General features: G+C 38.6%; 20 protein-coding genes, 1 rRNA gene and 1 pseudogene. 16 read left to right on the top strand and 6 right to left on the bottom strand.

Features of this window, described 5'->3' with window-relative positions; all coding sequences use genetic code 11:
• Positions 1 to 106: 106 nt before the first annotated feature.
• The 10 genes from rrf to H4683_RS16755 all read left to right on the top strand — a co-directional run bounded on the left by rrf (position 107) and on the right by H4683_RS16755 (position 12,023).
• Positions 107 to 222 (top strand): 5S ribosomal RNA (rrf, locus tag H4683_RS16800).
• Positions 223 to 506: 284 nt separating this feature from the next.
• On the top strand, positions 507 to 1,181 hold the full coding sequence (locus tag H4683_RS16795) for a response regulator transcription factor (protein ID WP_192599990.1): 675 nt from the start codon (positions 507 to 509) through the stop codon (positions 1,179 to 1,181).
• Positions 1,178 to 2,557: a sensor histidine kinase gene (locus H4683_RS16790; RefSeq protein WP_192599989.1), complete on the top strand. Its 1,380-nt coding sequence runs from the start codon at positions 1,178 to 1,180 to the stop codon at positions 2,555 to 2,557. The genes H4683_RS16795 and H4683_RS16790 overlap by 4 nt, the downstream gene beginning before the upstream one ends.
• 75 nt (positions 2,558 to 2,632) lie before the next feature.
• The gene (locus tag H4683_RS16785; protein WP_192599988.1) at positions 2,633 to 3,031 is read left to right on the top strand and encodes a hypothetical protein; all 399 of its coding nucleotides are present in this window, start codon (positions 2,633 to 2,635) and stop codon (positions 3,029 to 3,031) included.
• Complete coding sequence (locus H4683_RS16780) at positions 3,031 to 5,151, top strand: MMPL family transporter (protein WP_192599987.1); 2,121 nt, start codon at positions 3,031 to 3,033, stop codon at positions 5,149 to 5,151. Before H4683_RS16785 ends, H4683_RS16780 begins: the two co-directional genes overlap by 1 nt.
• A gap of 442 nt (positions 5,152 to 5,593) precedes the next feature.
• Positions 5,594 to 7,027 carry an ABC transporter substrate-binding protein gene (locus H4683_RS16775; RefSeq protein WP_192599986.1) on the top strand — a complete coding sequence of 478 codons (1,434 nt, stop codon included), beginning with the start codon at positions 5,594 to 5,596 and terminating at the stop codon, positions 7,025 to 7,027.
• A gap of 159 nt (positions 7,028 to 7,186) precedes the next feature.
• Positions 7,187 to 8,128 (top strand): carbohydrate ABC transporter permease, encoded by a 942-nt coding sequence (locus tag H4683_RS16770; protein ID WP_192599985.1) that lies wholly within the window; start codon positions 7,187 to 7,189, stop codon positions 8,126 to 8,128.
• Entirely contained in the window at positions 8,128 to 8,952 is an 825-nt protein-coding gene (locus H4683_RS16765) for a carbohydrate ABC transporter permease (protein WP_192599984.1), read from the top strand. Before H4683_RS16770 ends, H4683_RS16765 begins: the two co-directional genes overlap by 1 nt.
• A gap of 40 nt (positions 8,953 to 8,992) precedes the next feature.
• Positions 8,993 to 10,684: an amylo-alpha-1,6-glucosidase gene (locus H4683_RS16760; protein ID WP_192599983.1), complete on the top strand. Its 1,692-nt coding sequence runs from the start codon at positions 8,993 to 8,995 to the stop codon at positions 10,682 to 10,684.
• Positions 10,685 to 10,838: 154 nt separating this feature from the next.
• Entirely contained in the window at positions 10,839 to 12,023 is a 1,185-nt protein-coding gene (locus H4683_RS16755) for an ROK family transcriptional regulator (RefSeq protein WP_192599982.1), read from the top strand.
• A 162-nt stretch (positions 12,024 to 12,185) separates the two neighbouring features.
• Here the strand turns inward: H4683_RS16755 and H4683_RS16750 are convergent, their stop codons facing one another.
• The 5 genes from H4683_RS16750 to H4683_RS16730 all read right to left on the bottom strand — a co-directional run bounded on the left by H4683_RS16750 (position 12,186) and on the right by H4683_RS16730 (position 16,138).
• Complete coding sequence (locus H4683_RS16750; RefSeq protein WP_338062488.1) at positions 12,186 to 13,475, bottom strand: transposase; 1,290 nt, start codon at positions 13,473 to 13,475, stop codon at positions 12,186 to 12,188.
• A 22-nt stretch (positions 13,476 to 13,497) separates the two neighbouring features.
• On the bottom strand, positions 13,498 to 13,941 hold the full coding sequence (locus H4683_RS16745; protein WP_192599980.1) for a transposase family protein: 444 nt from the start codon (positions 13,939 to 13,941) through the stop codon (positions 13,498 to 13,500).
• 547 nt (positions 13,942 to 14,488) lie between these two features.
• Positions 14,489 to 14,950, bottom strand: coding sequence for a hypothetical protein (locus H4683_RS16740; RefSeq protein ID WP_192599979.1), 462 nt, complete (start codon positions 14,948 to 14,950; stop codon positions 14,489 to 14,491).
• Positions 14,951 to 15,092: 142 nt separating this feature from the next.
• On the bottom strand, positions 15,093 to 15,536 hold the full coding sequence (locus tag H4683_RS16735) for a hypothetical protein (protein ID WP_192599978.1): 444 nt from the start codon (positions 15,534 to 15,536) through the stop codon (positions 15,093 to 15,095).
• A 272-nt stretch (positions 15,537 to 15,808) separates the two neighbouring features.
• Positions 15,809 to 16,138 (bottom strand): hypothetical protein, encoded by a 330-nt coding sequence (locus H4683_RS16730; RefSeq protein WP_192599977.1) that lies wholly within the window; start codon positions 16,136 to 16,138, stop codon positions 15,809 to 15,811.
• 126 nt (positions 16,139 to 16,264) lie between these two features.
• Between H4683_RS16730 and H4683_RS16725 the strand changes: the two genes are divergently transcribed.
• Both H4683_RS16725 and H4683_RS16720 read left to right on the top strand, forming a co-directional pair.
• Positions 16,265 to 16,684 (top strand): hypothetical protein, encoded by a 420-nt coding sequence (locus H4683_RS16725; protein WP_192599976.1) that lies wholly within the window; start codon positions 16,265 to 16,267, stop codon positions 16,682 to 16,684.
• A gap of 41 nt (positions 16,685 to 16,725) precedes the next feature.
• Positions 16,726 to 17,304 (top strand): annotated as a pseudogene (locus H4683_RS16720) (IS3 family transposase); the annotation flags it as partial.
• 42 nt (positions 17,305 to 17,346) lie between these two features.
• Here the strand turns inward: H4683_RS16720 and H4683_RS16715 are convergent.
• Positions 17,347 to 17,787 carry a transposase family protein gene (locus tag H4683_RS16715; protein WP_192599974.1) on the bottom strand — a complete coding sequence of 147 codons (441 nt, stop codon included), beginning with the start codon at positions 17,785 to 17,787 and terminating at the stop codon, positions 17,347 to 17,349.
• A gap of 153 nt (positions 17,788 to 17,940) precedes the next feature.
• Here H4683_RS16715 and H4683_RS16710 point away from each other — a divergent pair, with 153 nt between their 5' ends.
• From H4683_RS16710 to H4683_RS16695, 4 genes are read left to right on the top strand one after another with little or no spacing between them, the layout of a single operon-like run.
• The gene (locus tag H4683_RS16710) at positions 17,941 to 19,122 is read left to right on the top strand and encodes a galactokinase (RefSeq protein ID WP_192599973.1); all 1,182 of its coding nucleotides are present in this window, start codon (positions 17,941 to 17,943) and stop codon (positions 19,120 to 19,122) included.
• Positions 19,123 to 20,127 (top strand): UDP-glucose 4-epimerase GalE, encoded by a 1,005-nt coding sequence (gene galE / locus H4683_RS16705; RefSeq protein ID WP_192599972.1) that lies wholly within the window; start codon positions 19,123 to 19,125, stop codon positions 20,125 to 20,127. It begins immediately after the preceding gene.
• Positions 20,124 to 21,602: a UDP-glucose--hexose-1-phosphate uridylyltransferase gene (gene galT, locus H4683_RS16700; RefSeq protein WP_192599971.1), complete on the top strand. Its 1,479-nt coding sequence runs from the start codon at positions 20,124 to 20,126 to the stop codon at positions 21,600 to 21,602. Before galE ends, galT begins: the two co-directional genes overlap by 4 nt.
• 12 nt (positions 21,603 to 21,614) lie before the next feature.
• The gene (locus H4683_RS16695) at positions 21,615 to 22,652 is read left to right on the top strand and encodes an aldose epimerase family protein (protein ID WP_192599970.1); all 1,038 of its coding nucleotides are present in this window, start codon (positions 21,615 to 21,617) and stop codon (positions 22,650 to 22,652) included.
• Positions 22,653 to 22,668 lie beyond the last annotated feature (16 nt).

The following is a 22,668-nucleotide window of genomic DNA, read 5'->3' as shown; positions in this document are numbered from 1 at the left end:
AATCGGTCGAGGACTTAACCAAATTTAAAAAGAGCACGGTTGGCTCTTGATTCTGTTCAATACAATGTCTGTTTTATCCGGTTTTGAGCGAACAAGCTCAAACTAGTCTGGTGACGATGGCGAAGAGGTCACACCCGTTCCCATCCCGAACACGGAAGTTAAGCTCTTCAGCGCCGATGGTAGTTGGGGGTTTCCCCCTGCAAGAGTAGGACGTCGCCAGGCACCAAGGTCATTACCAATAGGTAATGGCTTTTTATTTTCTGAAATTAACTTAAACAAAATCATTATAAACTAAGAATATGTTAGTTTACTAATGAAAAACGCCAAGATTCGAATTCGAATCTTGGCGTTTTTCTTGATTAAAGGGAAACGTTAAGAATGCCAGAGTTGGCGTTAAGATCCGAAAGTTGACGTTAGAATCGTGAAGTTGACGTTAGCAACCCTTATAATAGATAGAAGCAAAGGAAGCATGGTTTACCCAATAAAAAGAGGAGGTATCTCACGCGATGAAAATACTTGTAGTAGACGATGATCCAAATATTTTAGAGCTTGTAAATATAAACTTATCGCAGGCAGGATACACGGTGATGAAAGCACTTGATGGTTTTGAGGCGTTAAAGCTGTTGGAGGAAGATATGCCAGATTTGGCGGTTGTTGATGTGATGATGCCGGGGATGGATGGGTATACGTTGACGAAGAAGCTAAGAACTGAGTTGGACATTCCGGTTTTATTGCTGACAGCGAAGGGAGAACTTGAAGATAAAGAAAAAGGCTTTCTTGCGGGATCGGATGATTATGTTGTGAAGCCGTTTGAGCCGAAAGAATTGTTGTTTCGGATTAATGCAATATTGCGTAGATATGATAAAGCAGTGGATGTTTTCATTCAGGCAGGTCCGATGAAAATAAACCGGCAGAGCTATGAGGTGTCTGTCGGGAAGAAAGTGTTGCTTCTTCCGTTAAAGGAGTTTGAGTTGCTTTCGGTGTTGGCTTCAAGGTTGAATCACGTATTTACGAGGGAAATTCTTATCGAACGTATTTGGGGTTATGATTACCAAGGAGACGAACAGACGTTGAATGTTCATATAAAAAGATTGCGGGATAAGCTTGAAAAATTGACGGAAAGCGTGATGATTTCAACTGTACGAGGGGTAGGTTATAAGCTCGAGGTTTCGACGTTATGAGGTCGCTTTATGGGAAATTCATTGCGTTCACGGTTGGTATTATGCTGGCGAGTACGGTTATCGCATTTCTTGCAGTGAATACATATTACCATCAACAGCTGAAGGGCCAAAATGATGAGAAGAATATGAGCATTGCCGAGAGTATCGCTTCATATATTGAATCAGCAAGTAGCGTGGATCTTGAGAAATATCTTGAAGCGCAATCTGCAACTGGCTATAAGTTATATGTCATCAATGCCCAACGAGAGGCTACAGATTATGGCGTACCGTTCCGTGTTGAAAATCTTGCACAAGCGTCTATAGATCAGGTACTGAAAGGTGAAAGATATCACGGGATGAGGGACCTACCAGGTGAAACGTTTGTTACTGGTTTTTTCTCGGATGAGCTTGCAAATACGGTAGGTGTTCCGTTTGAATATGAAGGAAAGGCCTATGCGCTCTTCCTTCGCCCAGATATTAAATTGCTCTTCACGGAGGTACATTATATCCTTGGTGGAATGGTGTTAGTGATGGCGATATTCAGCCTACTCTCCATGTTGATAGTCGCTAAAAAGTTGATTGAGCCGATTACTAAATTGACGGCCGCTACGAAAATGGTTGGAGAAGAACAGTTTTCTGGAACGCTTGAAATTAATAGGCAAGATGAAATCGGGCAGCTGGCGCAAAGTTTCCAACGGATGACGGAGAGACTAGGTGAAAATGATCGCATTCGAAAAGAGTTCATTAGTGATGTTTCTCATGATTTTCAATCGCCATTGCTTAATATTAAAGGGTATGCAGAACTTCTGATGGATAGCGGACTCCCAGAGGATTCTCGGAAAAGTTATGCGCAAGTCATACAATCTGAAACGGAGCGCCTGTCTTCATTGACGAAACAGCTGTTACTTTTAACGTCGCTTGACCAACTGACGGCTCCGCTTCAAGTTAAGGCATTCAGGTTGGATGAACAATTGAAAGAGATTATTCGAAAATACAGGTGGTTGCTTGTGGAGAAGGACATGTCACTTTCGATGGAAATTGATGAAGTTCGAATGCAAGGCGATCCGGCGTTTCTTGAAAAGGTTTGGGAAAATCTACTGTCCAATGCGTTGAAATATACGGAGGTTGGTGGATCAATCGAAATTGAGTTAACAGAGCAGGTAGATCATGTGACAGTGGTGTTCTGTGATAATGGAGTCGGACTAGATGAGAAAGATATCGGGCGTATTTTTGACCGCTTCTACCGAGCTGATGATTCAAGAACACAGGGAGTCGGGGGTACGGGCCTTGGGCTCTCCATTGTGCAGCAGGTTGTCAAACTGCATGGCGGAACGATTGAAGTGATGAGAAATGAAGCGAAAGGGATAACATTCATTGTCAAACTACCGAAATTGTAACCTCTAGTTAATGTTGCGTTCATGTTGGGTGCTTAAGATAAGGGTATAACTTGAACAACACAGGAGGAATTTACGATGCAGGAAAAATGGAGTTTACGACTTATTCGTGTTGCAGCACTATTTGGTTTGGTTGGAACAGTATTAGGTTCTCATATGGCTGGGTCGGGTTCTTACGCATTCCGTCCGATTCACGCACATATTCTACTGGTCGGTTGGCTGTCGATGTTTTCATGGGGCGTCTTTTATCGAATCTATAAAGTACGTGCTAAAAAGCTTGTGGCTGTACAGGGTTGGACGGCTATCATTGGAGCAGTCGGTCTGACAACGGGAATGTGGCTACAATTTATGAAGCCATTTGATATCAATCCAACCGTATCACTCATTCTTTACATCGTCGGTGGAACGATCTTACTAATCAGCTTCGCATTGTTCGTTGTTGTCACTTTCTTAGTTGACAAAGAAGGCAAGAAGTAATGGAAGCGGGGAAATTAAAAGGTAAACGCTTATGGTGGTTATCCGTTAGTATCTGGATTGCGCTTACTGTTATTTTGTCAGGGGTCGCACCTGGGGCAAAAGAGTTCGTCGTTTCGAATAAAGATGCTGGACTTCCCGCAGATGTGGAGGCAATCATTGCAGAACGGCAGTTAGAGAAGCATTTTCCACAAGATGGGGGTATGCCACTGTTTGCTGTTTTCCATAAGGAAGAGGGCTTAACGGAAGAAGAAATTCTCGGATTTGCGGAAGCCCTTGAATCACTGGGGACAGATCCTGCTCTTAGTAAAGTGGATGTTATTCCGTTGACACAACTGAAGCCAGAACAACGCGCTTCTTTTGTGTCGGAAAATAAACAGACATTTTTTGTGCCGCTAACGTTACCTAAAGGGTTAGAGGGAAAAGACTTACATGAACTGGTTGTATTAATTAAAGAGGGTATGAGTAAAAAAATTGAAAGTGGAGTCGAGTTGTCATGGACGGGGCCAGCGGGAATTGCATCTGATGCGGTCGAGTTGTTCAGTCAAGCGGATGTCGTTTTATTGTTATCGACAGTCGGACTCATTTTGATTTTGTTGCTTCTTATCTACAGATCTCCACTGCTAACATTGATTCCACTTGTTGGCGCTGCGATTGTCTATGCGGTTGTTGACCGTGTGATTGGACTGTCTGCTTCGGCAGGATGGTTCAATGCAGAGAGTCAGGCGCTCTCTATTATGACCATTTTACTGTTCGCGGTTGTGACAGATTATTCATTGCTCATTTTTTCACGCTATCGTGAAGAATTGAAGACACATGAGTCTACAGATGCTGCGATGCGGGAAACGATACGTCACGTGAAAGAACCTATTTTCTTTAGTGGTAGCACCATTGTTCTAGGTGTCGCTACGCTAGGCTTTGCCTTATATGAGCCATACCGCAACTTTGCACCTGTGTTTGCAATTGCGGCGGTAGCGATGCTTATTGCAGGGCTTACATTATTGCCAGCATTATTTGCATTGATTGGCAGAAAAGCGTTCTGGCCAATTATTCCGAAATATGGTGAAAAGTCCATAGAGAAGAAAACATTTTGGGGTAAAGTTGCACAAGTAGTTACGAAGAAACCGTTGTTGTTCATGGTTCCGATTATGCTGTTGCTGTTACTCGGGGCATGGAATGTCACGAATATGAAGCAATCGTATGACTTGATAGAGTCGTTTCCGGATGATTTATCGTCTCGTGTTGGTTATGATCGTCTTGGCGAGTCTTTTTCGCAAGGAAGTTTGGCACCAGGCACGTTGTTGTTCGTTTCTGAGCAGGAACTTGGCAAGGAAGAACTTCAAGATGTTATTAAAAAGATTGAAAGTAAGCCGGGAATCGATAAGGTGACGATGCAAAGCAATCCAATCACGGAAGATGGAAAAAGTGCAAAATTTTCTGTGACGTTTGAAGGAAATCCTTATGATGAAGAAGCTTTTGAAACTGTTCTGGAACTTCGGGATGAAAGCGGAAAAATGCTGAAGGATGCCGGACTTGCAGATACAAAACTCTTTATCGCAGGGGAAAGTGCGAAGTATACGGATTTACGGGATATCAACGCCCGTGACACATGGCTCGTCATGATTGCCATGACGATCCTTATCACGATTATGCTTGGCGTACAAACACGTTCTATCGTTGCGCCAATCTATATGATGGGTACAATTTTGTTATCCTACGCGGCGACGCTTGGATTATCCTTGTTCTTGTTTGATGTATTTTTAGGACTTGATGCGATTAGCTATAGGCTGCCATTGTATGCATTTGTATTCCTTGTGGCACTCGGGGTCGACTATTCAATCATGCTTATTGCACGGATACGGGAAGAGATGAAGTCGATGCCTTTCGACGATGCTGTACGGAGAGGGCTTGAAAGAACTGGGGGCGTCATCAGTTCAGCTGGGCTAGTCCTAGCGGCGACGTTCATGGTACTTACAACGATGCCGATTTACGAACTAAAACTGTTCGGTTTCATCATGGCACTCGGAATCCTGATTGACACATTCATCGTCCGTCCATTGCTGATTCCAGCGATTTTGATGTTGCTTGGTAAATGGAGTTTCTGGCCGAGGAAAATGAAATAAAGAATAATAAAAGGACTGTCCTATTTAAAGGACAGTCCTTTTCAGTTTGTACAATCTTACTGTAATTCAATAGCTATCTACAACATATAATCTGTATAAGATTTTTCAATTTAAAGAGTATTGACACTATAATGACCACATGCTAATATAAGTTAATTAAATTAATTAACTAGTAATTGGAATAACCAATCAGTAATATGAAAGGTATATTGCGTATTTGAACTTTGAATTGAATGTATGTATGCGCTTACTATAATGCATAGGTAAAATAAAGTAGGCTTTAATATCAGAAAAATTAAAGTTTAAAAAATGAAGAATATAAGCAAATGGAAAGGAGCTGATTTAAAAACCATAAAATAAGAAGAGATGCTGTCGTTAAATTAGAGAATTAGTAATTGGAAGTACTGTTATAAAACCACATATTAATTTTAGGAGGAAAAAAATGAAGAAAAATTTAAGTTTAATCGTCTCCCTTATTCTTTTATCTGCATTACTGTTAGTTGGGTGCCAAAAAGAAGATGGAAAAACAGGTGAAACTGATAAAGATATAGTGACACTGGATCTTTGGAATAATATTGCTGCTGGAAGAACCTATTTCCCAATACTCATTGAGGAATTTGAAAAAAATAATTCAGGCATTAAAATTAAGTTAAATAACGTGAATGTGGAATCTAGTGAAGCAGAGTACCAGGCTGCTATATCAGACAATAATCTTCCGGATATGTTTACTACAGATGCGTATACGATTAACGAATTTGTAGAGCTTGGTCTTGTACATGAATTAAACGACCTCTTCCCTGAAAAAGTTCGTGAAGAATATACAGATGGCGTTTTTGATGTGGGAAATACGATGGTAGGCGATGACGTATATTTGTTTCCAATTTATAAAGGTGGAACATATATGATGTTCTATAATAAAGAAGTTTATGAAGAGTTAGGAATTGAAACTGTTCCGAAAACATGGGAAGAAGTAATGACTGTCGGAAAAGAAATTTATGAAAAATCCGGCGGAGCATCACATGGCTTACTATTTGGAGGCCAATCTGGGTGGTTAGTGAATGGTGTAGTGCAACTAATGGCTACAGAAGCATCACCAGAGGCTGGTTATGATTACGCAAATGGTGAGTATAACTTTGCGACTGTGGGTCACGTAGAAACGATGGAGTTTTTTAAAAATCTATTAGATAATAACGCATTATCTCCATTGTCGCTGGAAAACGATTCGACTGTTGCTAGAGAGCTGTTTACTAGTGGAAAAGCTGCATTCCTTTTGGATGGTAACTGGACTGGTCAATTGTTGCATGAAAGTGAGTTTGAAAACTGGGGTGTAGTACCTCTACCTACGAAAGATGCTAACGGGAAACAGTATGGAGAATTCCGTTTAGGCAGTAATGATGGAATGTACGTCTCTAAAGAAACAAAAAATTGGAATGAAGTAAAAATATTTATGGAGTTTCTAAGAGAAAATATTTATGGTGAAATTCTAAAAGATGGTGAACCTTTAATTGCCAAGGATTCTGCTGCAATAAAGGTTGAACTACCATTTGAAGAAGTGAATGACATAGCAGATATCTTTTTGAATATGTCGATTAGGGTTCCAAATCCTATCGTTCTTAATCCGCACACACAAGAAGTTCGAACAGAGTTCCTTAAAAATGCACCTGATGAAAGTATTGGCTCAGTAACAATGGGTTATTTAACTGGCCAAGTTAAAGATTTAAAAGGAACTCTTCAGAAGTATACGGATGATTATAATGCCGAATTTACAAAAGCGATTGATGGAAATGAACATGTAACGAAGGAAGACTATAAGTTTCCAAACTGGGTTCCATATCAGTCTTACACTGAAGAAAATTATAAGGAACTGAATAGATAAGTTAATTGATGTCATGTTATATGTAATCTGTAATCTGGATTAGCTATGGCAGCTTTCATTTGTATAAACAACTAGAAACCTAACTTCAATTATGGAAAGGTTGTAGCTAGTCCTATTTAATATACGTACGTTAAATGGTTCTCGAAGGAGGGAGATTTGATGAAGGTGGGAAAAAGGAGAAAAGTCAATAAACAAACTAGGAACCGTTATATTTGGGCGTACATATTTATTTTACCGCAATTCATCGTGTTTTTTGGCTTATCACTATACCCAATTATAATGAGCTATGTCTATTCATTTTATGATTGGACAGGGATAGGGCCACTAAATAAATTTGTGGGATTCTCAAACTATATAAGTGTTTTCAAGGAAGAAAAGTTTTGGAATGCATTTAAAAACACATTTATTTATACGGCAGGCTTTACGATGGTCTCAGTCTCAGCTGCCTTAGTATTAGCTTTAATACTAAATAACCCTAAGTTAAAAGGGATAGGAATTTACCGAACAATCTACTTTCTACCTGTCGTTACAACCACCGCAATTATCGGTATTATAATGAAAAATATATTTGGAAATCAAGGCTTGATCAACGAAGCACTGAAAATAATAGGTGTAATAGATCAAGCGGTGCCGTGGCTTATAAATCCTGTAACTGCGATGATTGTCCTAATTATAGTTGGTTCATGGAAAGAAATAGGGATAATCATGATTTACTGGTTAACTGGTCTGCAGATGATACCAAGAGAGTTGTATGAAGCGGCACATATAGATGGTGCAGGATACTGGCAAACATTGCGACATATCACATTACCGCTACTCGCTCCAATCGGGGCAACAATTATCTTGCTCACCACCGTAAGTAGTATGCACGTATTCGATCTAGTAAAAACACTAACTGGCGGCGGGCCTTATTATTCAACCGAAACCCTTGAATTGTATATTTATCGATTTGCATTTGCATCAGATGGGATTTCGCAAGTTGGTTATGCTTCAACTGTCGGTGTCATTTTGGGGCTGACTGTATTCATAATCAGTTTAGGCCTTGGTTGGGTTGTAATGAGAGTAAATAAAAGTAGAGCTGATGCGGGGGTACAGGGGTAATGAATACTAAAGTAGGGAAAATTATTACTCATGTCTGTTTGATTGTAATAGGTATAGTTTGGATATACCCTTTTATTTGGATGATCTCCTCCTCACTTAAGACCAATAAAACCTATTTAACATCTGGCATAAATCCGATTCCAGAAAAATTAAACTGGGAAAACTATACAAGAGCGTGGGAAGTTGCTAACTTTTCAACTTACTTTATTAACTCTGTCCTAATCACGCTAGGCACAGTGATTATTGTTGTTACTTTAAGTTGTTTAACAGGCTATGCCCTTGGGCGAGTAGATTTTCCAGGTAGAAAAGTTGTTATTGTTTGTATAGGTGCGCTAATGTTTATTCCAAGTGGATACACGATTATTCCACTTTATCAATTCATGAAGTTTTTAGGATTATCAAATTCGATCTATGGTGTAATTTTGGCAGAGTCCAGCGGTGCGCATGTGTTATTCATCCTGTTATTTGCAGCATTTTTCTCCCGGATTCCAAAAGAAATGGAAGAGTCGGCTGCGATGGATGGGTGTGGATTCCTAGGAACTTTCTTCAGGGTCATTCTTCCAACGGCAAAGCCAGTAATTGCTACTGCTATTATAATGCAATTTATATGGACATGGAGTTCTTTCTTGGTCCCGCTTGTCTTAACGTTGAATAATCCTGAATTGAGAACGTTGGCAGTTGGAATGCTTTCATTTGTCGGGAAGTATCAAACAGACTGGACAGGAATGGCAGCAGGTGCAACGATTTCATTGCTTCCTGTAATTATCGTCTTTATACTAATGCAACGTTACTTTATAGAAGGAATATCAGGCTCTGTGAAATAAATAATACGTACCACTATAACAAATACAGGAGAGAATACGCATGAACTTCGACTTGAAACATATACCGTTTAGTCGTTATGGATCCTATCTTTCTATTTCCTATCTACCTGCAAGAGAGAACTTTGAAGAAGGAATATACTTGCGAAACATTAGAGGCGGTGATAATGAAGATGGGGCTGTTTTCAAACTAGATGTAACGCAAGATGGGAAGTGTGTTCCCTTTAAATCAATTGGACACCCAACCTATTTACAATTAGAGGCAGAAGATGGCTATGTAAAAATTGTGATGTCTGAAGCGGGAACTATGCATGTATTTGGGGGAAATGCTGGCTTACGAATGACAATGGTTACACAAGCATATGACAATGCATTTCCTCATAAAGAGGAGAGTTGGCAAATAAATATTTTCTCTAAAAAAATAAGATTTATGTTAACACCCCAAATTGGTTCACTAGTGGTAGATGCTCCTTGGCATGTGAATCGTTGTTCTCATGTAATTGCAGAGTTCATTCCAGAAGAAAAAACCAAGGAATTCACTTGTACTATAGAAGAGTTTATTACCGTGTACATAAAACAACCTCGCTATAATGATTTTGAAACATGCCAGCAAATTGTAGCAAAGGAATACGAAGAGTGGAAGGATAATGTACTGCCTTCACCGAATAAATACGAAGAGGGTAGGAAACTTGCCTCTTATATTACATGGTCCTGTATTGTGAATCCTGAGGGCAATCTTACACGGCCTGCGATGTACATGTCGAAAAATTGGATGACCAACATTTGGAGTTGGGATCATTGCTTTAATGCAATGGCATTAGCTGAGAATAATCCTGCACTAGCTTGGGATCAGTTTATGATCTTTTTTGACAAACAAGATCCATCGGGTTTATTACCTGACTATATGAATGATCAATATGCCTATTGGAACTGCAGTAAACCACCAATTCATGGCTGGACCTTGTCGTGGATGTTAAAGAGGTCTACTAAAATCTCAAAAGATCATTTAAAGGAAGTCTATGGTCCACTATCTAAATGGACGACATGGTATTTAGAACATCGGGATGATAATGCGAATGGATTCCCGGAATACCACCATGGAAATGACAGTGGGTGGGATAATAGTACAGTTTTTCATGAGGGGATACCGGTGGAAAGCCCTGACCTATGTGCTTTTTTAATTTTACAGATGGAAACATTAGCTGACATAGCCGAAACTTTGAATTTGAATGAAGAGGCAAGAACGTGGAAGGAAGCAGCCGATAAATTGTTGCACGATATGATTGAGCACTTCTGGGTCGGTGATCGGTTTGTTGCTCACTACTTAAATGAACAAGGGGAAACTGGGGATAGTTTATTATTATTCATGCCGATTATTTTAGGGAAACGACTTCCGTTAGAAATCCGCACAAAACTTATTGATGGATTGAAAGATAAATCACGCTTTTTCACAGCACATGGATTAGCAACTGAGAGTATAAAAAGTCCTTATTATATTCCAGATGGCTATTGGCGTGGTCCTATTTGGGCTCCATCAACGATGTTATTGATAGATGGACTCGTTGCCTCTGGAGAAGTAGATTTTGCTCAAGATCTTGCTCGTAGATATTGTGAAATGGCAACAAAAAATGGCATGGCTGAAAATTTCGATGCGTTGACAGGAGAAGGATTAAGGGATCGAGCTTTCACATGGACATCAAGTGTTTTTCTTGTTTTATCGAATGAATACTGTTGAAAATAGAAAAGTGTGTCGACTCAATGGAATCCTGTATAATGGTAGTTACTACAGAACCCTCAATCAGGTTATGTCATAGAAACAATAGGGTAGGCGGCCTTTTATAGATGATACTAGTTAGAAATGCCGCTTTTAATATAATGGAGGTGTAAGTATGCGACAGGGCACGTTCCAGTGGATGAAATCCGTTAATAGGTCAATTATACTCAATAAAATCCGCACAGATGCACCTATTTCTAGAGCGCAAATTGCTAAAGAAACAAAATTAACCCCACCAACAGTAAGCAGTAATGTGAAAGAATTAATTGAGCAAGGAATTGTAAGGGAAAGTGAACTTGGAGAATCCCGAGGTGGACGTAAACCCACGATGCTCTTAATTAATAATAAAGGGTTTTATGTTATTGGGGTGGACGTGGGTCCGAAAATGATAGAGTGTATTATTGCAGATTTAGCGGGAAATATTGTTACAAGAACTTCAAGTAAGTTAACGGTACCTATAACAAATGCCCAATTCCTAACTATATTAAAGGAAGGTATTCGCACTGTTATACAGGATGCGTCCATCAACCCGGAAAAGTTTATTGGTATTGGAGTAGCGATGCATGGTGTCGTAGAAGTGGAGACGGGTATATCTTTATTTGCACCCAATCTGGGTCTTACTAATATTCCAATTAAAGAGGAACTTGAAAAGGAGTTTGAGTTAGCAGTAAAAGTCGAGAATGACGCACGGGTAATGGCATTAGGTGAGTCGTGGTTTGGTAATCATGGAAAACTAGATAGCATGTTAGCAGTGAACCTTGGCCGTGGTGTTGGTGCAGGCATTGTTATTAATGGAAAGTTATATCATGGCGCACAAGATATTGCCGGCGAAGTGGGTCATATGACCATTGATGTAAATGGTGAGATTTGTGAATGTGGTAATCGCGGATGTTTGCAAACATTTGCAACAGGGTCTGCCATTGCCAAAAAGGCAAAAAAGATGCTGAAAGAATGCTCGGAACAACAAGTTGATCAATCATCAATTACAGGGAAAAAGGTGTATGAATTAGCACTCGCGGGCAATGAGGATTGCGTGAAAGTATTAGTGGAGACAGGCATAATTATTGGGATAGGTCTAACAAATTTAATTCATATCATTAACCCTAGTAAAATCGTTTTAGCTGGAGGGGTAACAAAGTCAAGTAAGTTTATTTTACCTGCTATTTGCGAGTCGATTGAGCAACGGGCGTTAACGCCAAGAGCAAAACAAACAGAAGTAATCATCTCCGAACTTGGCGATGATGCGACAATCATTGGTGCGATTGCCTTACTTTTGGTTGATCTTTTTGATCCGCTTTAAGTTACTACCATGAAATGAATAAGTGATTGAGCTGTGGGTTCTAGTAAAAAACTGGGATACTGACAGTTTTTTGTCTTGCGTATAAATATATATAAACACAGCAATGATAAATATCCCCCGTAACAAAATCTTATGTAAGCGTCAAATAGGTTTTTTCCAGAGTTAGTTGAATTTACGGGATTCAAGCAATAATAGTTTATTCCGCAGAAGTTCAAAACTGTTTCTGCCATACATGATGCGTTTGATGGTTTTCAACTTATTTACGCTGCCTTCGGTTAATCCATTATTATAGGGAGGCGTACATGCATTTTCAACCGCATCTATATCTTTTTTTATTCCATTGAGAAAACTAGTCAATTCATTTAATTCGAGGGCTGCTGCCTCTGAAATCCATGTATGTAACAACTCTTTTTCACCCGATTGAAGAATCTCTTTGAAGCGCCAAACCAAGCGAAGTAATGTACCGAATAATGGATACTTCTCGACAACGTTTTTTACTTGTTCTTGGGAAATTGCTTTCACATTATTTAGTGGCTTGTAAAGTAACTTTACCAACCATTTTCTTTCCACAATCTCCGTGGAACCAGCGGTTACATCGTCTTCCAAATCACCTTGTAACCTTTTTTCTTTTGCTATGAATTGTCTAATCGCAGCTTCTGAGCCTGTGTATCCTTTCTTACAAATGGAAGTATAAATCTCTTTATAAGTTGTTCCTTTCGAGCGCAAGGCAATCACTTCATTTCTAAAAGGGGACAGTTTTCCAGGACGCTGTACACCATATTGACCATGAATCGGATTGAAATCGGGAGATAAATAATTTTTTATTGTCTTCTTTGTATAGCCTGTCTCATCAGCTATTTTCCTAATACTATATCCTTTTTCCTGTAAAGATTTCACTTCTTTTGCTTTATCCGTAATGTTCTGGATTGCTTCTTTATGTTCACGGCCACGCTGATCATCTGAATCTTTAGGGATGTCTTCTTCTTGCATTCTAATGTATTTTCGAATAGTTTGAGGGCTACATTTCGTTTGCAATCGGATATCTTGTATGGTGCGACCTTGGGATGCCAAGGACTTGACCCAAAGGATTTTAGTACGTCGTGAAGGGTTACTAGTTAGCAGTTCGTTCATTGCGTTCTGTTCATTGGTTAATGGAATAACAATTCGTCCTGGTAAAACTCTATACATACAGAGTGTAATCGCGTCCGTCAAATTTTTCACTAAGTGAAATCGATCACTGATATGATGGGCTTCGGGATGAGCTTCTCGAATCGCAGCGGCATAGGTAAGAGATCCATCTCTCGAGACATATTTTATATTGGGAAATAGAGAAAGCCAGGTAACCACGTCCTCTTTTTCTCTCGATTCTATGAGATCAATGACCCTACCATCGGCTAGATCCACCATGATGGTGCCGTAACTCCTTCTCTTTTTCATCGCAAAATCATCGATACAAATAGCTTCGATATTCTCTTTATCTATTACCAGTATGCTTTTTTTTTTGATAATTACAGATTGTACTCTTTTTAACGTCGACTACGTGTTTCGATAGATAGAGCGCAGCAGAGACAGAACTTTGTGTCAGTGAAACTTCCAAAATAGTTTCCTTCAATCGTTTGGTTTTCTTCGCTTTATTGTCTATAAAAGAAAATGTTTCGGCAAATGTCGTCCGATGACAGGATGGATTATCACAAAATATTTTCCGATTAGATAGCGTAATAACTACCTTTTTATCTTGAATCGGCAAATCTTGAAAGTTTCGGTTATAGTGAGAGTGGACTCGGGAAGATACACTTTGACAGGAAGGGCACACACATTCTTTTCGAGTAGATGTCACAAAGAAATAAATAAAATCTGAAGATATGTCCGTACCTGTACAAATCAAATTTTCGTCAAGTAATGTGATGAGTTCATCCATAGAGCAATTCCTCCTATACTCTTTTTCACTTTATTATAACAGAGTATAACGCCAATTCAACCAACGATGGAAAGAACCTATTTGACGCTTACATATAAAACGAAAAAAGACCAGGTACTCACTGTGATATGGGCACCTGGTCCTTAGCTTATTTATTATTACATCTACTAGAGAGTATTCGCACTTGCATAAAAAAATAAATCAATTATTATGCAATATTAACCAATTTATATTCTTTACATTTTTCCACCGAAACTTAATATTTGAGTTTGTTTAGTATTTGTTACAATTATATATCTTCCAGTACCTTTTATTGTGAATTTCCTTTGTGCAACATTCTTACCGCTCTCTGGTGTATCTACAACGGTAAAGGTACTATTAGAAGCTTTAATGCCCCATGTTGTTTCATGCATCGCAAGGGATGAATTTACATATTTTATTAGATTTGTTGCTCCGACTTTTTTTCCATGTTTACCGTAGTGATGGTCTCACTTGCTACTTTAGTAGGGAATGTCCCTTTGTGCCATGAACTTAAATCACTTTCAGTTTAGCTCCAGGTGGTATTACCTACAGTTGATATTTTACCGCCATCAGTGTTAAGGACTGTGACAGTGTATTTCATAGTCGGAGATATCATTGAGATTTTAAAATCAAAATCTGCCCCTATCACCGGCATTACCTTTGTTTTTGTTTTTGTTTGTTGACTATAGCCAGTTGCTGTTACATTAATAGTCACTGAATCTAAAGGATCCAAACCGGCATTACCTATTGATACTCTGAAATTATCACCAGTAGCTACAAGTTTAATAGGGACCATGTTCGGTAATCGAGGTTCACCTACATTAGTATACTCATCTTGAATTAATGTAGGAACAACCTCTAAATCTTCCCCATCTGCAAATGGTATAACTTCAATTGCTTCAACAGAAACTAAACCAAAAGGAATAAGAGTTAAAATCAATGAAAAAATTAAAATACACTTAATTAAGTTACCTTTGAAAAAATTCATTCCATTCTCTCCTTAAATCTTTATATGAATTAGAGTAAGTTAGATAGAGGTGTTTGTCAATACTATGTAACTTACCTAATAATTTCTAAGTTTAATATACAATTTCAAATTAAACAGTATTTTTTCATCTAATTCTTTCATTTTATATACCTACATGATATAAATAATACTCTCCTCCACTTAATTGTTTAGAAAAATTAATAATCTTTTCAAGCTTCTCTATAGTATAATCTCTATCAAAACTCATATTATCCTCTACTGAATACATAAGCTTTCTAATCTCACTAGGGCCGTTCTTAAATAGATCTCTCCAAGCAGTAAAAATAGAGCATAAAGAAGACGCTGAATTCTCATCAAATAGGGTTAGCCCAGTCGTGTTAAATCCTATGTCTTTTGGCCTTCCCGGAAATGCAGGATTCGCACTTGGAATCCATATTAGAGAATCAAAAATATAATCATATACGTTGACGTCAAGTGTAGTGTAATCAATAATTATATCTTTGTAATTGTCTCTATCCCTATAAAAATATTGAAAAAAACTGTCATCTTGTGTTTCTGTCTTTTTTATCAAATAAAGTTCATGCATAAAAATCCTCCTGTATAAGTTAATAACTTATATTTCTTAGTAAAAGCCTAATCTCACTATTCAAGTGTTAACTATTACCATTTAAATAATAGTCTTTAAATAACCTAAAGTAAATACCACTAATGATAATCGGTTACTGGATAGACCAACATGAAGATTAAAGACACCTATAAGTATACTCGCACTTGTAAGTACACTTATGCACTGTCCATGATTGATCCTCCTTTTCTGCAATAAAAAATCCCCTCGGCAATTAAGCCAGGGGCGTCTATTTAGAAACTGATAGTGAGATTCATATTTGGTTCGATACCGCCGACAATCAATTGGTAGCGGACATATGGTTGAAACTGAGCAAATAAAACGCCATGATGCGGATCCGGTATGGGGAAAGTACCAATCTCATTGAACTCCAAGCCGTCCTCCGATTCCTCAAATTTAATTGATAGGGTAGCGTCACCCTCCAAGCCTTCCGTGTCGATGCGGACATTGCACTGCCGTTCGGTTAATAGATGCAACGGCTGCCCCGTTCTATTTCCGGTAACAGCTACTTCTTTCCGTGAATTTTTAACATCTCGCATTCGATAAAATAAATCATTTAGCATTCTCGTTTACTGCCTTCTCAAAAGATCGTTACGCTTCAAACCGGCACGACTACGTTCGACCGCTTGGCGTGTCTGTTCCTTTCGAACGAGGGACGAATATAACGCTCTTGATGAAGATGTTTAACCATGTTCCGAGAGTGTTACTTTACGGTATATAGACATCACACAGGACGATATGGATGCAGCTGTGCAAGCCCTGTACCTTTCGCAGATGCCATAAACGCTGTCGCCATAAGGGATTTCGACAGCGAAAACGCCCGACAGACGCCAAGCGTTTACTCTGAAATGGTTCGTTTATCTAAGCATGAATTACATGAAATTGTGCATGTGGCAGTTAAGAATGCCATTGAGGAGGAAAGAGAAGCAATGCTCTCGTCCTTTGAGAATAAATTGAATGATGTTGTTGAAAAAAGAGATAGGATTCTAACCCAGCAGATGAAACGCTCGCTTGAAGAACAACGTGAACAACATCTCTTAGAGGTTGCTGCAACACAAGAAGAAACAAGATCGTCATGGTGGAGCAAACTTCTTAAAAAGAAAGGGTAGCATTTAGCTGCTCTTTCTTTTTTGTTGTCACACCAGCGTGACAAAATAAACTTCGTCGAAAACGAAAAGGTTATCGTAAAACGAAGGCGAACCATGTCGCTGAGAACATATTAAATCGTGAATTTAAAGCAGATAAGCCAAACAAAAAATAGTGTACGGATGTGACGGAGTTCAAATATGGCATTGGGAAAAAGGCTTATTTAAGTGCGATTATCGATTTATATGATGGATCGATTGTTAGCTATCGATTTGGTAGTTCAAACAATAATCCACTTGTGTTTGAGACGATGATACCAGCCATTCAATCATTGCCATTTGGTGCTCATCCGCTCATTCATAGCGATCGTGGCTATCAGTACACATCAAAAGGATTTAAACGAATAATAGACAAAGCAAACATGGCGCATAGTATGTCTCGTCCTGGTCGTAGTCTAGATAATGCGCCAATCGAAGGATTTTGGGGCTCTTTGAAATGTGAAATGTATTATTTGAGCAAATTCCTCACGTACGAAGAATTGGAAAAAGTCATTGCATTGTATATTCATTTCTACAACACTAGTCGCTACCAAAAACGACTAAACGGCTTAAGCCCTCTAGAATACAGAGCTCAAGCCGCTTAACGTATTTTTATTATTTCCACTGTCTACTTGACAGGGAGCAGTTCATACTACAGGTACGCTTTTTTTTTGATAATTACAGAGTGTACTCTTTTTAACATCGACTACGTGTTTCGATAGATAGACTACGGCGGAGACAGAACTCTGTGTCAGTGAAACTTCCAGAATGGTTTCTTTCAATCGTTTGGATTTCTTCGCTTTATTGTCTATAAAAGAAAAAATTTCGGCAAATGTCGTCCGATGACACGATGGATTATCACAAAACATTTTTCGATTAGATAGCGTAATAACTACCTTTTTATCTTGAATCGGCAAATCTTGAAAGTTTCGGTTATAGTGTGAGTGGACTCGGGAAGATACACTTTGACAGGAAGGGCACGCACATTCTTTTCGAGTAGATGTCACAAAGAAATAAATAAAATCTGAAGATATGTTCGTACCTGTACAAATCAAATGTTCGTCAAGTAATGTGATGAGTTCATCCATAGAGCAATCCCTCCTATACTCTTTTACGCTTACAATCATATGGTGAACAATATTGAACATTCCCTCAAAGTATAGTACACTCTACTTAGTTAATTTAATTAATAAACAATTATAGACATGTGAAAACCTAAATCACACAGGAGGTAATAAACATTGATTACTTCAAAATTACTTCAACAATTTCAATCAATCTATACGACAGTCCAAAAGCCAAGACTATTTTTTGCACCTGGACGAATTAATCTGATTGGTGAACATACAGATTATAATGGGGGTCATGTATTCCCTGCATCTATCTCATTTGGGACATACGCATTTGGCCAAACACGTGGTGACCAAAAGGTACGCTTTTACTCGCTAAACTTTCCTGATACGGGAATCATTGAATGTGATCTATCGAATCTAACATATAATAAAGCACATGATTGGGCGAATTTTCCGAAAGGGATGATTAAATTCATGAGGGAAAGTGGATTGGAAATAGCGACTGGGATGGATATCCTCTTTTATGGAGACATTCCAGGCAGTGCAGGACTCTCTTCTTCTGCTTCTATTGAAATGGTAACGGGTGTACTTTTAGAAGGATTGTATGATTTGAAGATCAATCGTGTCAAGATGATTCAGCTTGGCCAGAAAGTAGAAAATGTATATATCGGTGTCAATAGTGGGATTATGGATCAATTTGCGATTGGAAAAGGTAAAAAAGATCATGCCATTCTATTAAATTGCCTAACCTTAGCGCATAAATTTGCATCTATTGAGCTTGATGATCATGTGATTATGATCATTCATACGAATAAACAACGGACATTGGCTGGTTCAAAATATAATGAACGTCGCGCGCAATGTGAGCAAGCTTTGGCGGATTTACAAACAGAACTTCAAATCAAGAGCCTTGGTGATTTAACGAAGGAACAATTTGAACAATATAAGCATCTCATTAAGGATGAAGTAAACCAAAAACGTGCAAAACATGCCGTTTATGAAAATGAACGGACACTCGAAGCATTTCAACAGCTAGAGCAAGGGAATCTGGAAGAATTCGGTGTATTAATGAATGAGTCACATTTATCCCTTCAACAAGATTATGAAGTTACAGGATTTGAACTTGATACAATTGTTCAAGCCGCGTGGGAGCAAGCCGGTGTTGTCGGTGCCCGCATGACAGGTGCTGGTTTTGGCGGTTGTGCGATTGCGATTGTTGGAAAGGATAAAGTTGAGAGCTTTAAGGAAAATGTAAACAGAATCTATCATGCAACAATTGGCTATGATGCATCGTTTTACACTGCTGCAATTGATGATGGTGCAAGAGAGATTACTGAAGGGGTGTACTAAATGAGCGTATTGGTTTTAGGTGGGGCTGGCTATATTGGTTCACATGCGGTCTATCAGTTAATCGACCTAATGTCGGAAGTAGTCGTTATTGATAATCTCCAAACCGGACACAGAGAAGCCGTCCACCCTGCTGCAACATTTTACGAAGGTGATATTCGGGACATCTCGTTTATGCGTAAGGTATTTGAACAAGAAACAATTGGCACTGTAGTGCATTTTGCCGCAAGTTCGCTAGTTGGCGAATCAATGGAAAAACCACTTGCATACTTCGATAACAATGTTTATGGTACGCAGGTTTTGCTACAAGTTATGTCGGAATATGACGTAAAAAAAATTGTCTTCTCATCAACAGCTGCAACATATGGTGAGCCGGAATCGATTCCAATTACAGAAGATATGGAAACAAACCCGACAAATGCATATGGAGAAACGAAGTTAGCAATGGAAAAAATGATGAAATGGTGTGAACAAGCCTATGGGATTCAGTATGTATCCTTACGCTATTTCAATGTTGCGGGTGCAAGAGAATCTGGAGAAATCGGTGAAGACCATTACCCAGAAACACATCTCATTCCAATCGTTCTCGAAGCCGCACTTCAACAACGTTCACATATAACCATTTTCGGGGAAGATTATGACACTGCTGATGGGACGTGTATCCGTGATTATATTCACGTGGAAGACCTTATCAATGCACATCTTTTAGCACTTGATTACTTAACTAACGGTGGAAAAAGTGATATTTTCAATCTCGGCAGCAGTCAGGGGTTTTCTGTGAAAGAAATAATCGATGCAGCACGTACAGTTACGGGCAGGGAAATTCCTGAAAGGTCAGGTGGGCGGCGTGCGGGTGACCCAAGTGCCCTTGTCGCAAGCTCAACTAAGGCGGTCACGGTATTGGGTTGGCAGCCAACACGAACTTCGATTGAAAAAATCATCCAAGATGCTTGGAATTGGCATGTTTATCATCCTAATGGTTATCAAAAGGACGTGGTAAATAAGTGATTTACCAGCATATTAAAGGGCTTATTCAAAAAGCGATTAATGCGGAGCTCATTGGTAATTTAGATCGAACTTATGTATACAATCAAATCCTTGCCCTTCTTAAACTCGAATCTCTCTCAGAAACAAATAAACCAATACTAGATGACTCGATTCCAAATCTGCTTGAAAAGATAATTGCGTATGCTGTGAAAAATAACGTGATTGAAAATGTTTTTGATGATAAAGAAATACTATCGGCAACGATTATGAATTGCTTTGTTGCAAGACCTTCTGTTATCAATACAATCTTTCAAGACAAATATGCTAACTCACCAAAGGAAGCAACAGATTACTTTTTTGAATTAAGTAAAAACAGTAATTATATTCAGATGAACCGAATCAAGAAAAACATTCATTTCAAGGCTGAAACAATCTACGGGAAAATGGATATTACCATTAATATGTCGAAACCTGAGATAGATCCAGAACAGATTAAAAGCGAGTGGAATTTGAAGCAGGATGTTGATTATCCCAAATGCGTATTATGCATTGAAAACGAAGGATATGTAGGTCGAATAGGTTATCCAGCTAGAGCAAATCATCGCCTTATTCAAATACCACTTGTAAATGAAAATTGGTATCTGCAATATTCACCCTATGTTTATTATACTGAACACAGCATTTTACTTTCAGAAGAACATCGAGATATGAAAATTGAGAAAGAAACTTTTGAAAGATTACTTGCATTTATAGAAAAGTTCCCACATTACTTTATTGGTTCAAATGCAGATTTACCCATTGTCGGGGGATCGATTTTAAATCACGATCATTACCAAACGGGAAGATATGAATTCCCAATAACATATGCAACAAAGTTATTTTCATTTGAACTAGATAACTTTACCGACGTATCTGCTTCAGTTCTGGAATGGCCTTTAACAACCATTCGATTGCAGTGTGAAGAAATAGAGACATTGATTCAAGCAGCTAATCATATACTCACAACATGGAAAAATTATAGTGATGAAAAAGCGGATGTTAGCGCTTTTAGTGGGGATACGCCACATAATACAATCACGCCTATTGCGCGAAGACGCGGTGAAAAGTTTGAACTCGATCTCGTCTTGCGGAATAATCGAACAACTAATGAGCATCCACTTGGGATTTTTCATCCGCATACAGATGTACATCATATAAAGAAGGAAAATATCGGTCTCATAGAAGTAATGGGACTAGCGGTTTTACCAGCGCGTCTTAAGGATGAATTGGCTGAAGTTAAAAAGTTCTTACTAAATCAACCAAATGATGTGTCCGCTTATCATCAAGAGTGGGCAAATCAGATAAAAGGTAAATATGAGGAGTTCTCAGACCTAGAACAAGTTGAAGCTATTTTGGAGAAAGAACTTGGGGATAAATTCGCAAAAGTGCTTGGAGATGCTGGCGTTTTTAAAGGAAAAAAAGATTGCGAGCGATTTATAACGTCATTAAACAAATAGGTGGCCAGTTGAATGAAGATAGAGGTGCAAAATATAGCTGACAAATGGCAGCTATACACATTAACAAATAATAATGATATGAGTGTAAGTATTTTGGATTTTGGCGGAATCATTACTGAGATTAACGTTCCGGATCGAAAAAACAACATAGAGAATATAGTACTTAGTTATAAAGATTACACTGATTATGAAAAAAATCCTGAATTTTTAGGCGCGATTATTGGTCGTATTGCCGGAAGAATTAAAGATGCTACATTTGTACTCGAAGGAAAAAAACATTTTTTAGAAGCAAATGAGGGGACTCATCACATACATGGGGGGTTAAAAGGGTTTCATCAAGTCATTTGGAAGGTTACACCCTTTCAAACAGACGATACAGTTGGTGTGAAAATGACCCATACAACTCCAGATGGTGAAGGTGGATACCCTGGTAATGTGAAGGTTTCTGTTACTTATACACTGAATAATAAAAATGAACTCATCCTTGATTATTTAGCAGTAACCGATAAAATAACGGTGCTCACAATGACAAATCACTCTTATTTTAATTTAAGTGGAAATGCAGCTGAAACCATACACAGTCACCATGTAACGATTGATAGTAATGAGTTTATAGAACTTGATAGAGAACTATTTCCGACCGGCAAAAAGATCAATGTAGTGAATACGCCATTCGATTTTCAGAATGGGAGAAAATTAGCTGACGTTATTAGCTCCACATCAGCACAAAATTTAGTTGCTGACTATGGATATGATCACTACTTTATTTTAAATCATAAGAAACAAGAAAGTATTATCGTTAAAGATGAAAAAAGTGGACGCAGAATGACCATTAAAACCAATCAACCAGGCGTAGTTATGTACACATCGAATACCCTAGATGAAGATCTTGATTTAGCAGAAGGAACAGCAAGACCTTATTTAGGTGTCTGCTTTGAAACCCAAGCATCTCCGGCATCATTGCATTATGAGGACTTTCCAACGGTTATTCTGAAAGCTAATGAAACATACAACAAGCAGACCGTGTTTTCATTCGGCATAGAGAAATAAATGGCTATGTGAAAGT

This window comes from Sporosarcina limicola (genome assembly GCF_014873855.1).
Taxonomy (GTDB): domain Bacteria; phylum Bacillota; class Bacilli; order Bacillales_A; family Planococcaceae; genus Sporosarcina; species Sporosarcina limicola.
This window is presented reverse-complemented; position numbering and strand designations above follow the sequence as displayed.

Coding starts and splice junctions, on each gene's coding strand:
- H4683_RS16780 (WP_192599987.1), top strand. CDS start 3,031: ATGGAAGCGGGGAAATTAAAAGGTAAACGCTTATGGTGGTTATCCGTT.
- H4683_RS16730 (WP_192599977.1), bottom strand. CDS start 16,138: ATGCTAAATGATTTATTTTATCGAATGCGAGATGTTAAAAATTCACGG.
- H4683_RS16695 (WP_192599970.1), top strand. CDS start 21,615: ATGAAGATAGAGGTGCAAAATATAGCTGACAAATGGCAGCTATACACA.
- galE (WP_192599972.1), top strand. CDS start 19,123: ATGAGCGTATTGGTTTTAGGTGGGGCTGGCTATATTGGTTCACATGCG.
- H4683_RS16760 (WP_192599983.1), top strand. CDS start 8,993: ATGAACTTCGACTTGAAACATATACCGTTTAGTCGTTATGGATCCTAT.
- H4683_RS16785 (WP_192599988.1), top strand. CDS start 2,633: ATGCAGGAAAAATGGAGTTTACGACTTATTCGTGTTGCAGCACTATTT.
- H4683_RS16765 (WP_192599984.1), top strand. CDS start 8,128: ATGAATACTAAAGTAGGGAAAATTATTACTCATGTCTGTTTGATTGTA.
- H4683_RS16790 (WP_192599989.1), top strand. CDS start 1,178: ATGAGGTCGCTTTATGGGAAATTCATTGCGTTCACGGTTGGTATTATG.
- H4683_RS16725 (WP_192599976.1), top strand. CDS start 16,265: ATGTTCCGAGAGTGTTACTTTACGGTATATAGACATCACACAGGACGA.
- H4683_RS16715 (WP_192599974.1), bottom strand. CDS start 17,787: ATGGATGAACTCATCACATTACTTGACGAACATTTGATTTGTACAGGT.
- H4683_RS16770 (WP_192599985.1), top strand. CDS start 7,187: ATGAAGGTGGGAAAAAGGAGAAAAGTCAATAAACAAACTAGGAACCGT.
- H4683_RS16745 (WP_192599980.1), bottom strand. CDS start 13,941: ATGGATGAACTCATCACATTACTTGACGAAAATTTGATTTGTACAGGT.
- H4683_RS16755 (WP_192599982.1), top strand. CDS start 10,839: ATGCGACAGGGCACGTTCCAGTGGATGAAATCCGTTAATAGGTCAATT.
- H4683_RS16775 (WP_192599986.1), top strand. CDS start 5,594: ATGAAGAAAAATTTAAGTTTAATCGTCTCCCTTATTCTTTTATCTGCA.
- H4683_RS16740 (WP_192599979.1), bottom strand. CDS start 14,950: ATGAATTTTTTCAAAGGTAACTTAATTAAGTGTATTTTAATTTTTTCA.
- H4683_RS16735 (WP_192599978.1), bottom strand. CDS start 15,536: ATGCATGAACTTTATTTGATAAAAAAGACAGAAACACAAGATGACAGT.
- H4683_RS16795 (WP_192599990.1), top strand. CDS start 507: ATGAAAATACTTGTAGTAGACGATGATCCAAATATTTTAGAGCTTGTA.